Raw genomic sequence first — 16,364 nt, forward strand, 5'->3', positions numbered from 1 at the left:
GGATATCAATTAGAAAGCTAAACTACTCGCCAAAATCGGAAGTGAATTCTTCACCCAATGCTTTAATAATAGGGCAAACCACCTTATGCCCAGCTTGTTCACAATCACTTAACCACCCCTTTAAGGCAGTAGAAATTTTCTGCAATTGTTTGATTTGTGCATCCAGGGCTTTTATCTGGTTGCGTGTCATTTCTTGAATCTGATGACGTTCAAACATTGGGTCAAAATCAATTAATTGTTTTATTTGCTTTAGCGTAAATCCTGCCAATTGTGCACGTTGTATAAAGCGCAGTTGCTGTAAAATACTGTTATCATATTCTCGATAGCCGGACATTTTTGTACGGGGTACAGGTAACAAACCACAACGTTGATAGTAGCGTACTGTCTCAACGCCAACACCAGCACTTCTAGCAAATCTGGAAATTGTCATCTTAGGCGTTTTCATAACCATTGACTCCGTAGTGTAATACGGACTAATAATACAGCTCCCATTTATTTTAACAAGAGACAGTGATGAAACATTCCCAAACCAAAGCAGGAACAAAAGGTTGGCTAAACACTTTTTACCCATTATTTTTGATTATTATTTATATCACCGGCGTTGCTTTCGCTAATACCATTCATACTAATGGTATTAACTGGCACCAATGGATGCATATTTTTATGGCTGGTTTCTTTTTAGTGTTCTCAGCATTCAAATTTCTAGATTTGCCCGGCTTTGCTAGGACCTATGCAACCTATGATATCCTGGCTGGACGTTGGCCTGTTTATGGCTATATTTATCCCTTCATCGAGTTAGCGCTAGGTTTAGCCTATGCCATCGCCATTGCACCCACAGCGATTTATTTAGCCACCATATTCATCATGGGTTTCTCCAGTCTAGGCGTCATAAAAGCATTACGGCAAAAAGGTAAATTTCGTTGTGCTTGCTTAGGGACTATTCTAAATTTGCCTATGTCCAGTATTACGCTGATAGAAGACTTATTGATGGTAGCCATGGCTGCAGGTATGTTAATTGCAAGGTTTTGCTAATTTTTAGTGTTTTTAGAGTCGATTAAATCAAATCAAATTTTGTAGGGAAATAGACTATACTGGAAATATAGGGCCCTAAAGCAGCCCATTAAGTTAGATAGCGTTGTGTGTAATATTTTGGAGAATAATTATGAAAACTCAATTATTAGATAAAGAATTGAATAAAGTTGTTGGTAGCGGAGGAAGCTCATGTAGACCAAAGCCGCCGCATTGTAGACCCACCCCTCCCCCTTGCTTACCCAAACCACCACATTGCCAACCTAGACCAAGACCTTGTGGTAGGTGGTAAAAACAGCTAGTGATTATGATGAAATTTATTGGATGATTAGTCATTGTAAACTCGCATAAAAACGGGATCCAGAAAGTTGAGAAACCCCACCTCCTGGATCCTGTCTTTATGTGGCCGGAACAACTTATGCATTTTTGTTAATACTCTGCGTTAAAGTAGATTGACATATATTTCAACTAACAAGGAAGTTTAAATATGCACACCAGAGACACATCTCATAAAATTAACCTGAAAGGCTATAGCGCTCTTGAAACCCTCGCCTTAGATTTAATCTCATCCTGGAATCATAGCGCGGATATTCTCTGGTACAAAATCGATCCAGAATTGTGGGAATTGACCCATAATCCTTGGGCAGTTTTACAAACTGCTTCCAGAGAAAAATTAAGCGCACTGTTAGACGATCTCAAATTCAGTAATCTAGTGAATGACCTCCTGCAATCACGACAAGAAGAACTGAGTTCCTATGGTTGGTTTCAAAAGAATTACGCCGAATCTCCCTTAAAAGGCATTGCTTATTTCAGTATGGAATTTATGTTAAGCGAGGCACTGCCGATTTATTCTGGCGGTCTTGGTAATGTGGCTGGAGATCAGCTAAAAGCTGCTAGCGATTTAGGAGTGCCAGTTATTGCCATTGGCCTACTCTACAGCCAAGGCTATTTTCGGCAATTTATCGATGGCAATGGCGAACAACAAGAACTCTATCCTTACAATGACCCAGGACAGCTCCCCATCAGACCCTTACGCTTACCAAATGGCGAATGGTTGCGTTTAAAAATCGACCTACCCGGTTGGCCGCTATGGCTACGTACCTGGGAAGTCAAAGTTGGTAGAACTCAGCTGTATTTATTAGATACTAACGATCTAGCTAATTTCCCAGCACATAGAGGCGTTACCAGTGAGCTCTATGGCGGTGATGCTGAATTGCGGTTAAAACAAGAGCTGGTGCTAGGTATTGGTGGTTGGCGTTTATTAAATGCGTTGAGTATCCAACCAGAAATCTGCCACATGAATGAAGGGCATGCAGCTTTTGCGGTATTGGAACGGGCTTTTTGTTACATGCAAGCGACTAAACAACCCTTTGAAATCGCTTTGGCTGCTACGCGTGCAGGCAATTTATTTACCACTCATACCGCCGTGTCTGCTGGTTTTGATCATTTTTCTCCTGATTTAATTACTAAATATTTAAAAAATTATGCGCAAAAAAACCTCGGGATTTCCATTGAGAAGCTATTGTCTTTAGGCCAAAAAAATCCCCATGAAGACTTCAATATGGCTTATTTAGCGATCCGTGGCAGCAATCATATCAACGCGGTGAGTCAACTCCACAGCGCAGTCAGCCGTCATTTATTTAGTGATCTATTTAATCGTTGGCCGATTGCAGAAATTCCGATTGAATTTGTCACCAATGGTGTGCATATGCCAAGCTGGGATTCTTCAGAATCCGATCAACTGTGGGCAGAATCTTGCGGCAAAGGACGCTGGTTGGGAAATGTCCAAGGCATGGAAGAACAATTCAGCATCGTGACCGATACAAAAATTTGGCAGATACGCAATCAGTCACGCACCCGCTTGATAGATCACGCACGCACGCGACTGGTTAGACAACTGGAATCCAGAAATGCTGCAGTTGAAGATGTTGAACGCGCTAAAACCTGTTTAAACCCAGATACTTTGACTTTAGGCTTTGCACGCCGCTTTGTCAGCTATAAAAGGCCGGATTTACTACTAACTGATATGGATAGGCTGATACGTATTTTAACTAATCAAAACCGGCCGGTGCAATTGATTATTGCCGGCAAAGCACCCCCTTCCGACCTTAATGGACATGCCTTAATTAAAAAATGGGTAGATTTTGTTAAAAGACCTGAAGTGCGCTCCCAGGCCATCTTCCTCAGTGATTACGATATGATTTTGACTGAATATCTAGTGCAAGGTGTCGATTTATGGATCAACACCCCGCGCCGACCTTGGGAAGCCTGTGGCACCAGCGGCATGAAAGTGCTGGTAAATGGCGGCTTAAATTTATCTGAATTAGACGGCTGGTGGGCTGAAGCTTACACTCCCGAGGTAGGTTGGGCATTGGGAGATCGAAAAGAACATGGTGATGATGTAAATTGGGATAGAGCTGAAGCGTATGCGCTTTATGATTTGTTGGAACAAGAAGTCATTCCGCAATTTTATTCCCGCGATGCACAAAATATTCCCACAGCTTGGACTAATAAAATCCGTGCCAGCATGGCCAGCCTTACCCCACGTTTTTCTGCTAATCGCACCGTGTGTGAGTATACTGAGAAATTTTATTTGCCGGCCGCACAAAACTACCAATCACGCACTGCTAATAACAGTGCTTTGGCTAAACAAATTGCCGATTGGCAAGCTTCCGTACAACAAAATTGGCGACAATTACGCTTTGGCGAATTAAAAATTACGATGGCTAACGATCAGTATGTATTTGAAGTGCCGGTTTATCTCTATCAATTAGATCGCCAAGCCGTCAAAATCGAGCTGTATTCGACAGCCATGATTAAAGAGATGGAACATCAAGAGCAACTCCCCAATACCACTAATGCGCATATTTATCGCGCCACTGTACCAATGCTGTATCCCGCCGCAAGCTTCACTCCGCGTATCGTGCCTTATTTTCCGGGCGCCGTGATGATGGAATCTCCCTTAATTCTGTGGCAAAAATAATAAGAAGTATTTCTAATATTTTGTTAAAAACAAAGCTGTATTATATTCATTCATTAAACGTGAGTCGAAAGCTATGCTAGGTAATGTCACGAATTTGAGAAATTAACTATGTCTAGGCAAAAAGAATCTAAAAAAAGGATAAAATCGTATGATACTTTAGATTTTTTTAAAAATCAGGAGAGTATATTTAATAGCCTACAGCCTCAAGCCTTAGAACCGGCCAAGCCAGAATATCCTGGATATTCCGATGAAGAACTTAATAAATTAATTCACTTCGTCTGGGTAAGTAAACCTATTCCAAAAAAATATCTAAATAATATTATCGATCTTTTAAATATTGCAGCCGCTCATGATTATAAAGTAATGATATGGACTGATAACAAGTCTCATATTTTAAAAACTATTAATCAGGTGGTTCCAGGAGAAGTACTTTCTCTTAACTCAGATAATCGAATTTTAGATTTCAAAAAAACAGTTAATAATACAATAAGAAATCCTTGTTATCATTATCTCCGAAATAATCTATGCGAGGAGTCATTTATGAGTCAAATGAAACACCATAAGAGAAATAAGAAAAACTGGATTGATAATGACGATTTAACAAGTAAAAAGCAGGATTCACCATTAATAGTCCCTGCCATCAATACTTCACCGTTCGAACTAACTCGCGCGGCGCTTAAGGAGCGCTTAATCTACCTACAAAAAGAAGAAAAAGAAGTTATAGTTAAATTCACTGATGCTATTTTAAATGAGCAGGATTATACGGGACTAAGTGAACAGATGAAAAACAAACAAAAAGAAATTATGCATATAAAAAACAAACTCCATCAGATGGATATGCCCCAGTTATAACTTTTATATTGTAACTACTCACACCCTATTTAGACCGTCATCCAGCATGAGCGCCGATATCCAGCTTGCAGGCATACAAAACTTTCACATCCTTGTAGCCTAGATCCCAGCATCCATGCCGGAATGACGCATCTCAAACACTAAAACCATATAGTTTCAAATATTTCAATAGTAAACTTAATTTGTTACCAAAAGCTCTAAAGCCAATATAGCCATCTGGCCTGACGAAATAAATTCCGGTTTGAGAAATACCATAGCGATCAAAAAGCACTTCTAATTTATGTGAATCAGTAAATTGATGCACGGCGATTAATTGAGAATATTTAGCTATTAATGCCAGAACTTTACTAAAATTTTCAGTTTCATCGCTCACATTAAAAAGTAAAATGTTAAATGGTTTTTGTCTGAAAAGTTCAAACAAACTGGAATTTTCTGTGGGTGCATCTGGCGCACGATAGCCCGCTTTTATTTTTAAAAATTTCTTATCAGCTCTTTCAGTTTTTTCCACTATAAAAGCATTAGGTTCATAATGAATGCTTAATTCAGATATAAAGTTAAACATAAAACGCCTAACCTGTTTAGACTTTAAAACTAAGCGCATCACAATAGGAATTAAGTATTGTCTGAAAGTGGTGATGATGGAATTTTTTGATGTAATCCAGCCGAAAATCCTGTCTGTGGTATGCACCAAGACTTGTCCTACTGGATGGCGTTCAGCCTGGTAGCTTTTAAGAAGTGTTGTGGGGGTGTGGTATTTTAGCACTAAGGCAATTTTCCAAGCCAAATTACTTGCATCCTGCAAACCCGTATTCATGCCTTGTGCACCGACAGGCGTGTGAATATGCGCTGCATCTCCAGCAAGGAAGGCTCTATTTAAGCGACATTTGTATACCGCTCGATGATGCAAATGAAAGCGCGTTATCCATACTGGATTATCGAGTTTAACTGGTGTTGCAGCCACCTTATTCATGAAATGTTCAATTTCTTGCAATGTAGGTGGTTTATCATCCAGGGAATCGCCACCCATACCGGTAATCATGATACGACGCAAATTATGCTTTAATGGAATACACAGCAAGTTACCTTCTTTCGCAAGAAAAACACTAAAACTCTCTATAGGTAATTTCCAATTAACCTCAACGTCCGCTAAAATAAAATTTTGTAAATATGATGCGCCAACAAAAGGAATTTCCAATAGGCTTCGCACTGTGCTATGCGCACCATCACAACCAACTATATAACGACAGACTATGGTTTCATCTTCCCCAGTCCTATTATTTTTCACTATTGCTGTTACCCCATCACTATCTTGGGTAAATGTTATTAATTCAAATTGCCGCTCAACTGTTATTTGTCGCGCCTGCAAATAGTCAATTAAAATTTGTTCTGTTTCGGATTGTGGGAGAAAATAAATGGCGGGAAACGGCGTCGCTTGCACATCAATATCGGAAAAATTAATCGCAAATTTGAATTGACCGTTAAAATAAAACTCAGCTTTTTGACCTGCTTGAGCGTGCTTTAAAAATTCCTCGGCTAAACCTAAATTTTGAAAAATTTCCATTGATTTTGCTTGAATGCCAAAAGCTCTGGATTCTTTAGCGCGATCAATTTGCTTATCAATGATGCGAAAATTAATGCCAAAGCGCTGCAGCTGACAGGCCAGCATTAATCCGGTAGGACCACTACCAACAATGACAACATCCGTATTAAAACCCATATTATTCCTGTTAGCTTGTTTAACTGCCTCGCGTAAATTTATGAATTAGGGCTTGATGCTGCTTAAATTCCTGAGTCAATTTATTCCTATCTGCTATTTCAAAATCGACAAATTCAAAACCCGGTGCAACCGTACAACCCACCAACGTATAACCTTCTCCATCCTCAACATAAGCACAAAACCAATCACCCGCAGGAATAACCACCTGGTATTCGGCATCGGGGTCGGATAATTTGCTCCCCAGCTTGTGCTGTTTTAGCACCCCCTGTGGATTGATGCTTAAAATATTGATTGAATTGCCTTCATGATAATTCCAGATTTCATCGCTTTTTATTTTGTGCCAAGCAGAAAAATCATCACCTTTCAGCAGGAAATAAATAGAAGTGGCACTGGCGCGATAGGCATCTCCGTATTTTTCTCTCGCAACGCCAATTTTATCCGTAGCTCTATAAACTTCGTTATAATATCCACCTTCTGGATGTGGCATTAGCTGCAAAACATTGACAAGTAGTTCTATATCTTTTTTGAGACTAGCCATAAACTCTGTCTCCCTAAAATCCTAAATACATAAATTACTTTTTTCCTAAAATAAAATGCAATCTAAATTTTCAAAGGATGCATTAATTTTAAATTCAAGAACATAACCTATGTCGCAAAAAAAACTAAATCTATAAAGCAAACTTTAAGGAAACCTTAAGATATTTACTATACAATAGCAACAGCAATAATGGGTTGTTGGTAAATATAACAACAACCCACCTAGCTTAATATGGTAGTTTTTTCATAGCATGACTCCTCTTCGCATTGGGTTAACTAATGGAGTAATTTTATCATAATATTAGGTGATTAGTATAAAAATAATATCTAAATTATATTTTGGCCACTTTAATCCAAAAAACTTAATGTTTTATTGTTGGGAGCTTATTAAAAAATGGTTTTATTTTATGGGATAAGAAAAAGATGATGTGCTCAGCAGAAGCTTTCAACGATTATTCAGGAGTTAATAGCATAGGTTGGGATAATAAAGATCTGATTGAGTATTATGAAAACGTTCCTGTTAGCGTATTACGTGATTTTGCCATCAAAGGCGGATTTGAAAATGGCTGCGATATTGACTTGATTTACCCCTATATTGCCAATACTCGTTCAATTATCGATGTGGGCTCGGCTTATGGACGCGTCCTTAATCAACTCATATTAAAAAAATATTCCGGTAAAATTTCCAGCATTGAACGCAGCAAAAATTTATATAAACACTTATTGAATAAATATTCAAAAAAAGTGAATATTTATAACGCTGACATACGCTGTTTTCATCCCAATGCGCAGTACGAAGCGGTCTTATTTTTGTGGTCAGGTATAGGTGATTTCGCTAAATCAGAACAATTGCCCTTACTGGAACATATGCGCTCTTGGCTAAAACCAGAGGGCATAATGATTTTAGATACGATATTAAATACGATAGTCCCTGGGAACGCTTCTGTTAATGATGATAATTCATTTATCCTAAATTCAGCATACGGCACTGCTTATGGCTACAAACCTTCCGAAAAAGAAATAGATGAATACGGCAAGCAGCTTAAATTTAAATATATAAAACACATCCCCTATCAAACTCCGACTCAAAGACAGCGAATTTTACATATTTTTTCCAACCACCCTTTAAAAAAGCTTTCACGCTGATTACGAAGATAATAGCTTACTTAGCCGCTATGCGAACGCATCCTCTAATAAAAGGACTATTTACGGGGAAATTTCTACTGGCACCATCAATCAATTGTTCAAAAAAAGTGGGATCTTCTACTGGAATTTCCTTGCTTAAACGAATGCCTGAATAATTTTCTGGATCCGTATGGAAAAAATCAAACTTTACACTATCTAGCAATTCATAAATTGGTGTGCCTTTTAAATTTAATCTATCTAAACGTATCTCAGAGAAATATCTCGAAAGTAGTGATTTTATTTGATATAAATCAAATATTTTTGTAGAACTTTCTCTGGATTTTGGAGAAAACTCAATAGTTGTTGGATATTGCAAGGAATAATAAATAGATCTTGGATTTTCAAGTGAAAAGAATTGCGGTTGCATAATGATAGGTGCATATTCATTTAATTGGTATATCGTAACAAAGAATTCCTGTAATCTTCGAATGGGCGCGGCCGAATCATCCAGCGCAGAAGCAAAACCTGGCATTGCACCAATACCCATTGCTAATAGATGTTTTACTATATCTACAGTATACGGATTTGGTTTTAGATTATACTCTTTTTGAATTAAGGAAAAAGCTAAATTCCACATAAACTGATTACGAAAAAATTCACTACTTTTCCACGCCACCTCCAATAAATAGACTTTTAAATCATTCCACTCTTTATCATTTAAGCATTCAAACCATTTTTTGGTGAAAAAAAGCACATCTACTGACCAAGATTCACCAAATTCAGGATGGTTGGCCATGCCTTTGAATATGTTCCAATGGTCAAGAAGAGAAGTAGGTTTTTCGGACCGCAACTGAAATGTACGCTGTAATTTACTGTATTTCGCCGATTCCGCTATTTTAGGTAACATGAAAATAGATCGCGCTCCTGCAGTCATATCCCATATAAATGCCGGACTGTGCGTCTCTTGTGGATTTAAAATACGCCAGGTTCCAAATATTTTTCCTGGTCTTATCAAACCATAAAGTGGGATAGTATTTTCACCAACTACCAAAAAAAATTCAACGGCATTATTTAAAACCAGGCTAACTGGATTAGTAAAATTGTTATAACTTAATTTATCTTGAATCTTAGCAGGAGTGCTGGAAAGTGGAACCAATTCATTATTGGCATTGGGGATATATAAATAACCATTTTTTAAAATTTCACTGCCAAAATGATATTTTACTTTAAATAAAGTATATTCCGGTGAAGGGTCTAATTCATCAATAATTTTCGCCAATGTAGAATTCGTTTTTGCAACTTCATGCCTCACCTCATGCCATTGAAGCTCTTGAATAGTCTCTAATTTATTAGCAAACACTCGAAAATTCTCCTTTTTGCATATTTATGATTAAAATCCCTCATGATTTATGGAAACCCTAACTAGTTTTTAATAATATCACGAGCAAAAACCTAGGTTCAAACCTTTTTCCGAACACTGTAAGCCTCAAACAAACATTTACTTATTTACTTTATCCCATTAGCATATAATGACTATGCTTAAAAATATCAAAAACTTCTTCAATCAGCTGTCATCCTACTTAAAAAGCGATGTTGCTCCTATCGCCAATGCCTTAGATCACGACAGAGAATTATTAAAAATTGCCTATCAGAAATTAGTGTCATTCGGCAATTTGCGCTTATTAATTCCCTCACAACATGGTGGTTTAGGTGGGGAGCAGTCAGAACGCATGGAGTACAATATGTTAATGGCGCAATTTTCTGGCGCCTTATTATTCCTTCACACGCAACACCAATATAGCATTGGACAATTAAAAAAATTATTGCCTCATGACAAAATTTCTAAAACCTTGACCGAATTATCGGCTCAGCAGCGGGGCGTAGGTGTTAGTAATATTATTAACAAGTCAGTTCTACAAATTCAACAAACTGACCAACATCTTTTACTTTCAGGCAAATTGCCCTGGGTCACCGGATTTAATTATTTTTCGCAAGTATTGTTGTCTTTTGATTTTAATGAAGATATTTATTATGTCTGGCTACCCTTTCAGGAGGTAATTCATTCTACTTCCTCATTGCAAATTTCACCCCCAATTGAAACTGCGGTCTTTAGTGCAGCTAACACAGTGAGCATAGAATTACGTAATTGGCCTATTGCTAAAAATGATATTATTGCCCTACAACCCAAAGCAGCAATGCAGCCTGCGCCACCACCTCCAATTTATAATTTTGCCGGCGCAGCTTTTGCTCTTTTAAAAATCGCCTCACAAAGTCGATATGCCAATCACCCAGAAGCGCAAATAAACTTGCAATTGTTACAAACACGCTGGCAAGCCTATTACCAACGCGTATTAAGCAACGAGACAGATTTTTTTGCCCTCAGGAGTGATGGGTTGTATTTGGCACAAGATTGCGCCGTTTTTGCTCGCATAGTCTGCGGCGGCGAAGGCTTGCTTGCTTCGCACCCCCTCACACGTATCAGCCGCGAAATTTGGCAATATACGGTTGCTGGGTATTCTAACGATCAGTTGGAAGCATACTTAAAAGTAACAAAGGAGTCAGGGTAGAAGTGATTGCCATATACCGGCCATAGTGTCTCCCGTCAGACCATGACAATCTAACCAACACGCGCCAAATATTTCACTAACTCAGATCGCGTATGACATTGCGCTTTTTGCTTAATATGCTCAAAGTGCGTTTCAACCGTACGTGGTGAGATATTTAGCTCATTGGCTATCATCTTTAAGCTATACCCCTGCTTAAACCATTTGATACAGTCATATTCTCGGGCGGAAAACTGTATTAAATCCGCGGAAATCACCTGCTGCATAAACCTATCACGATCTAACTGTATTTTATTTAAGGGGGCTGGCGGAATATCTTTAACCAATTTATCCATAATAATAATAGGAGACTGTTCGGCTGTATTAATCAGATGGGCGGCTTTTTCTTTAAAATAAATGATAAATTTTTCCAGCAAGTCTATGTGGTTTAAATAGCGCAAAGGTACGTCATGTCTATTCGGAGTAGTGCCCAAAAAAAAAGAACTCAACCCCATCGACTTGCGGCTCAATAAACGTAATACCATGATCGATATTAAATTGTCTCGCCAAGCTCAAAACATGCTCATGCTCAGGCAAACCCGACCATAACACATGGCCTTTGACATATTGGGGAGGGGCATGTTCAAACAAGCTGTGATTATAAAGTTTTTCTTCAAAGAAATAACTGATCCAGCGCGGTTGATTAGTTAAACGAATCTCTGAACCGTTTAAAAAATTTTTCTGATAGACAAAACTGGTTATGCCAAAAAAATCCTTCAACGGTTGAATAATAGAATCTATATCACTGTGAGTATGTACAAAATAGCTCTGGTCAAATTGGGATATCATAGTCGTATCATACGCATTTATAGCTGTGATGTGAATGGCTTAATCCGTGATTTTACCGGATATCTTTTGCCGTCATGGCTAATATAATAGCCCAGCTAAAAAATATACCTTAGGAGAAATAATATGCAAACAAGAACACTTGGTCATCAAAAATTAAAGGTATCCGCTATCGGCTTAGGCTGTATGGGCATGTCGGAATTTTATGGGGAAACCAACGATGCAGAATCAATCAATACTCTAAAAAAGGCCTATGATCTCGGTATCACATTTTTTGATACCGCCGATATGTACGGCAGTGGCCACAATGAAAAACTACTAGGCCAAGCTATTGGCAGTGTTAGGGATAAAGTCATTATTGCCACCAAATGCGGCCTAGTCCGCGATCCTGATAACGCAGGCTATCGCGGCGTCAATGGTTCTGCCGATTATATTACCGCCTGCTGTGAAGCCTCCTTAAAACGCTTAAATTTAGAGTATATTGACTTATTCTACTTACACCGCATCGATCCTAACACTCCAATTGAAACTAGCGTTACTGCCATGGCTAATCTAGTTAAGCAAGGCAAAATCAAGCACATCGGCTTATCCGAGGCAGGAGCTGAAATTATCCGCCGCGCACATCGCATTCACCCTATCACTGCCATCCAATCGGAATATTCCTTATGGACTCGCGGTGTTGAACAGGAGGTGCTGAAAGTTTGTCAGGAATTAAACATCGGTTTTGTGCCTTACAGTCCTATTGGTCGAGGTTTTTTAACTGGGAAAATCCAAAGCAGTCAAAATTTAGCAGCAGATGATTTCAGAAAAAATCTGCCGCGCTTTTCAGAAGAAAATCTGAACACGAATTTAAAAATGGTGGCAGAATTGACCCAATTGGCACAAGAAAAAGGTTGCTCTACCGTGCAATTAGCCTTGGCTTGGGTATTGGCACAAGGCGATTATATCGTGCCTATCCCAGGGACCAGACGAGTAAAATATCTGGAGGAAAATGTAGGGGCGGTCAAAGTGCACCTAAATGCTGCTGACTTAGCTCGGATTGATGAAATTTGCAGTGCAAATCAAGTCGCGGGAGATAGGTATCCAACTGCGATTATGGATTCTTTTAATTTATCCAAATAGATACCAAGCTGTCATCCTGAGTATGGGCTGTCATCCTGAGCGCAGCGAAGGATGACAGCCATATTCAGGATAACAACCAGAATCAGGATAACAGCACCGAATGAACCCTTAAAAAAATATTACTTATGCCAGAAATCACCGCTATCACTAAAACCATAGAAATGTATTTTTTAGGCACCTACCACGGTGACATAAAAACTCTACAAACAGCTTTCCACAGGGATGCGCATATCACCGGCCTATTTAATAATAATGAGGTAGATTGGAATCTAACGGAGTTTATCAACCGAGTAACAACTCAACCTACAGCTGCCGAAAAAAACGAACCTTATCACAAACAAATCCTCAGCCTAGATTATCAAGGTAACGCGGCTATGGTAAAAGCACAAGTGGAGGCAAATGGTATCCTATTTACCGATTACATCACTTTATTAAAAATAAACGGGCATTGGGTGATTAGAAATAAAAGCTTTACTACAAACTAAAGCCCCAACAAAACCGCCGCGATCCAAGGAAATACCACCGTCACATCACTTTGAATAATCTGATAATAACTCTCAGTCGAAAGCTTATCCCAGGTGATTTTTTCTTTACCTCCAGCACCTGAATATGAACCAAAAGACATGGGAGAAGAACCAATTTCAATAAACCCTGCCCAATCACGCACATCGGATAATTGCAAATCATGTTTCAGTGAAGGCACAACACAAATAGGAAAATCAGCGGCAATGCCACCACCTAACTGCAAAAAAGCAATTGGATGATTTTTTGAGTTTTCCAAGTACCAATCATAAAGACTAGTAAAATATTCAAGCCCACTCTTCATAATACTTTGATCCAGCACCAGGCTTTTATCTTCACGGTACTTACCATTGTAAGTATAGCTAGCAAAAATATTACCCATGGTCGAATCTTCAAAACCTGGAATCACAATGGGAATGTCTTTTTGATAGGCTGCATAAGTCCAGCAGTCATTCGGATTAGCCAAGGGATCGGGTTGAATTAAACCTTCAGAAAAAAGCCGTCTAAAATACTCATGGGGAAAATACCGTTCGCCATTTTTTTGCGCTTTTTGCCACATGGCCAGCAAATGCGGCTCCATAATACGCACACTTTCATCCTCCGGCAAAAAAGTATCCGTAATGCGGCGCAATCCTGCATCACGCAACTCCGCTTCCTGCTGTCTAGTTAATTCCGTGTAATGTGGAATATAAGCATAATGAGAATGTGCGACATAACGATAATAAGATTCTTCGTGATTAGCACCGGTCGCGGAAACCAGATGGACTTTATCCTGGCGTATTAATTCCGCCAACATCACGCCAACCTGGAAAGAACTGAGTCCTCCGGCAATAGTCACTACTAATTTTCCGCCATTTTGCAAATGTTCTTTGAGCCATAAAGCAGCGGCATACGTTGCGCCGCCATTACAGTGTTTTAAGGTGCGTTCGGCAAAAGTCGAAATTGGCGTAACACTTTCACGCACACCTGTGCTTAAAGTACCGTGAATTAATTCTTCAGTGTTCTGTGTTTCTTCAGCCACAATATTTTTTTGTAAATCGGGTGATAATTGATTAAATTTAGTTTTTTCCATAATGAATGTCTGTTTTGGTTAAGTTAGAAAGCAACCCTAGAACACGTCGTCCCGGCATGGATGTCGGGACGACGTGTATGTAGTTACATTGAAAATAACTACTGTATCTTGCCTTTGAAAAAGGACAAAGTAGTTCCCACGCTTCTTACATCTTTAATTTCTTATACTTTATTCTATGCGGCTGTTTCGCCTGTTCCCCCAATCTTTGAATACGATCTGCCTCATATTCAGTATAGTTTCCTACAAAAAAGCTCACCGTACCATCTTCTTCAAAAGCCAAAATATGCGTAGCAATGCGATCTAAAAACCACCGATCATGCGAAATCACCATAGCATTACCTGGAAAACTTAATAAGGCTTCTTCCAAAGCACGCAACGTTTCCACATCTAAATCATTGGTCGGTTCATCCAGCAATAACACATTACCGCCACTGCTTAACAATTTTGCTAAATGTACCCGATTACGTTCACCACCTGAAAGATCTTTAATGAATTTCTGCTGATCGGCACCTTTAAAATTAAATCGCCCCACATAAGTGCGCGATTGAATCTTGAAATTATCAATCGTCATAATATCTTGTTCGTTGGAAATCTCTTGCCATACAGTCTTACTACCATCTAAATTATCACGGCTTTGATCCACATAAGCGATCTTTACGGTGTCACCCAAACGTATCGTACCTGTATCTGGTGTCTCTAGACCTAATAACAATTTAAATAATGTGGATTTTCCTGCACCATTGGGACCGATGATGCCAATGATCGCGCCTTGGGGCATTTTGAAAGTTAAATTCTCAAAAATTAAGCGATCACCAAAATGTTTACTTAAATTTTCAACTTCTATCACCAGATTGCCTAAACGCGGACCTGGGGGAATGTATAATTCTTGGGTTTCACTGCTTTTTTGGAATTCACGCGAATTAATTTCCTCAAACCGGGCAATACGTGCTTTATTCTTGGCTTGGCGGCCTTTGGGGTTAGTGCGAACCCATTCTAGTTCGGCTTTTAAGGCTTTATTATGCGCTTCCTGTTGCCGGCCTTCTTGTTCTAAACGTTTCTCTTTTTGCTCTAACCAGGAAGAATAATTACCCTCATAAGGAATACCTTGACCCCGATCTAATTCCAAAATCCAGCCGGCCACATTATCCAAGAAATAACGATCATGGGTCACTGCGACCACTGTACCTGGATAATCATGCAAAAACCGTTCCAGCCATGCAACGCTTTCTGCATCCAAATGGTTTGTTGGCTCATCCAACAACAGCATATCCGGTTTAGATAACAACAACCGGCATAAGGCTACGCGACGCCGCTCACCGCCTGATAATTTAGTGACATCCGCATCCCAAGGCGGCAAACGCAAGGCATCCGCGGCAATTTCCAGCTTATGATCTAATTCCCACAGCCCAGCCGCATCAATTTTTTGTTGCAACTCCCCTTGCTCTTCCAACAGTTGCGTCATTTCGGCCTCTTCAATGGGCTCAGCAAAACGCTCGCTAATCGCATTATAGCGCGTCAGCAAGGCCATTTCTTCCATGCCGGATTCTATGTTTTCACGTACATTTTTCTGTGCATCAAGCGCTGGTTCCTGCGGTAAAAAACCAATTTTAGTGCCTGGTTGTGGGCGGGCTTCCCCCTCAAATTCTTTATCTAGCCCCGCCATGATTTTTAACAAAGTGGATTTACCAGAGCCATTACAGCCTAACACACCTATCTTGGCACCAGGGTAAAAGGATAACCAGATGTTTTTTAAAACTTCGCGTTTGCTTGGGAGTACTTTTCCAACAGATTGCATAGTAAAAATATATTGAGCCATAGATTTGCCTTTATTTTTTAGTGGGAATGAATAAATTGTCTGATGAGGAGGTCTCACTAACTGGACTTTAGCCATTTTTTGGCTGGGTTAATTTGAAAAAAGTAAGCTAAATCAGTTGCCAAAGCTGGCAGATCATGTATTTTTAAGTTTCTCAAAAAACAAAAATAACAAGAGGAACTGCCAGCGATGACACCAGAAAT

15 protein-coding genes are annotated in these 16,364 nt (G+C 39.3%); 7 read left to right on the forward strand and 8 right to left on the reverse strand.

The features are described from left to right. Positions 1-22: 22 nt before the first annotated feature. Entirely contained in the window at positions 23-445 is a 423-nt protein-coding gene (locus tag VHE99_03900) for a MerR family transcriptional regulator (protein ID HVV68168.1), read from the reverse strand. A 68-nt stretch (positions 446-513) separates the two neighbouring features. On the opposite strand from VHE99_03900, the gene VHE99_03905 reads away from it, so the two are divergent. From VHE99_03905 to VHE99_03915, 3 genes are all read left to right on the forward strand, one after another. Then, positions 514-1,032: a MauE/DoxX family redox-associated membrane protein gene (locus VHE99_03905; protein ID HVV68169.1), complete on the forward strand. Its 519-nt coding sequence runs from the start codon at positions 514-516 to the stop codon at positions 1,030-1,032. Between the two features lie 484 nt (positions 1,033-1,516). Next, complete coding sequence (glgP, locus tag VHE99_03910) at positions 1,517-4,012, forward strand: alpha-glucan family phosphorylase (protein HVV68170.1); 2,496 nt, start codon at positions 1,517-1,519, stop codon at positions 4,010-4,012. Between the two features lie 108 nt (positions 4,013-4,120). Then, entirely contained in the window at positions 4,121-4,864 is a 744-nt protein-coding gene (locus VHE99_03915) for a hypothetical protein (GenBank protein HVV68171.1), read from the forward strand. 133 nt (positions 4,865-4,997) lie between these two features. Here VHE99_03915 and VHE99_03920 read toward each other — a convergent pair whose 3' ends face one another. Then, the gene (locus tag VHE99_03920) at positions 4,998-6,581 is read right to left on the reverse strand and encodes an FAD-dependent monooxygenase (protein ID HVV68172.1); all 1,584 of its coding nucleotides are present in this window, start codon (positions 6,579-6,581) and stop codon (positions 4,998-5,000) included. A 19-nt stretch (positions 6,582-6,600) separates the two neighbouring features. Beyond that, positions 6,601-7,119 (reverse strand): cupin domain-containing protein, encoded by a 519-nt coding sequence (locus VHE99_03925; protein ID HVV68173.1) that lies wholly within the window; start codon positions 7,117-7,119, stop codon positions 6,601-6,603. Between the two features lie 422 nt (positions 7,120-7,541). Between VHE99_03925 and VHE99_03930 the strand changes: the two genes are divergently transcribed. After that, the gene (locus tag VHE99_03930) at positions 7,542-8,264 is read left to right on the forward strand and encodes a class I SAM-dependent methyltransferase (protein ID HVV68174.1); all 723 of its coding nucleotides are present in this window, start codon (positions 7,542-7,544) and stop codon (positions 8,262-8,264) included. A gap of 16 nt (positions 8,265-8,280) precedes the next feature. Here the strand turns inward: VHE99_03930 and VHE99_03935 are convergent, their stop codons facing one another. Then, entirely contained in the window at positions 8,281-9,603 is a 1,323-nt protein-coding gene (locus VHE99_03935) for a hypothetical protein (protein ID HVV68175.1), read from the reverse strand. Positions 9,604-9,778: 175 nt separating this feature from the next. Between VHE99_03935 and VHE99_03940 the strand changes: the two genes are divergently transcribed. Next, positions 9,779-10,810 carry a hypothetical protein gene (locus VHE99_03940; protein HVV68176.1) on the forward strand — a complete coding sequence of 344 codons (1,032 nt, stop codon included), beginning with the start codon at positions 9,779-9,781 and terminating at the stop codon, positions 10,808-10,810. A gap of 50 nt (positions 10,811-10,860) precedes the next feature. Here VHE99_03940 and VHE99_03945 read toward each other — a convergent pair whose 3' ends face one another. Both VHE99_03945 and VHE99_03950 read right to left on the reverse strand, forming a co-directional pair. Beyond that, entirely contained in the window at positions 10,861-11,247 is a 387-nt protein-coding gene (locus tag VHE99_03945) for a helix-turn-helix transcriptional regulator (GenBank protein ID HVV68177.1), read from the reverse strand. Positions 11,248-11,260: 13 nt separating this feature from the next. Then, positions 11,261-11,635, reverse strand: coding sequence for a hypothetical protein (locus tag VHE99_03950; protein ID HVV68178.1), 375 nt, complete (start codon positions 11,633-11,635; stop codon positions 11,261-11,263). A 123-nt stretch (positions 11,636-11,758) separates the two neighbouring features. On the opposite strand from VHE99_03950, the gene VHE99_03955 reads away from it, so the two are divergent. Next, entirely contained in the window at positions 11,759-12,754 is a 996-nt protein-coding gene (locus VHE99_03955; GenBank protein ID HVV68179.1) for an aldo/keto reductase, read from the forward strand. A gap of 125 nt (positions 12,755-12,879) precedes the next feature. After that, positions 12,880-13,239: a nuclear transport factor 2 family protein gene (locus tag VHE99_03960; GenBank protein HVV68180.1), complete on the forward strand. Its 360-nt coding sequence runs from the start codon at positions 12,880-12,882 to the stop codon at positions 13,237-13,239. Here the strand turns inward: VHE99_03960 and VHE99_03965 are convergent. Continuing rightward, positions 13,236-14,348, reverse strand: coding sequence for a deoxyhypusine synthase family protein (locus VHE99_03965; GenBank protein ID HVV68181.1), 1,113 nt, complete (start codon positions 14,346-14,348; stop codon positions 13,236-13,238). The two genes, VHE99_03960 and VHE99_03965, sit on opposite strands and share 4 nt — an antisense overlap. A gap of 145 nt (positions 14,349-14,493) precedes the next feature. Further along, the gene (ettA, locus tag VHE99_03970) at positions 14,494-16,164 is read right to left on the reverse strand and encodes an energy-dependent translational throttle protein EttA (GenBank protein HVV68182.1); all 1,671 of its coding nucleotides are present in this window, start codon (positions 16,162-16,164) and stop codon (positions 14,494-14,496) included. Positions 16,165-16,364: the final 200 nt, after the last annotated feature.

It is taken from the genome of Gammaproteobacteria bacterium, assembly GCA_035546635.1.
Taxonomy (GTDB): domain Bacteria; phylum Pseudomonadota; class Gammaproteobacteria; order JAURND01; family JAURND01; genus DASZWJ01.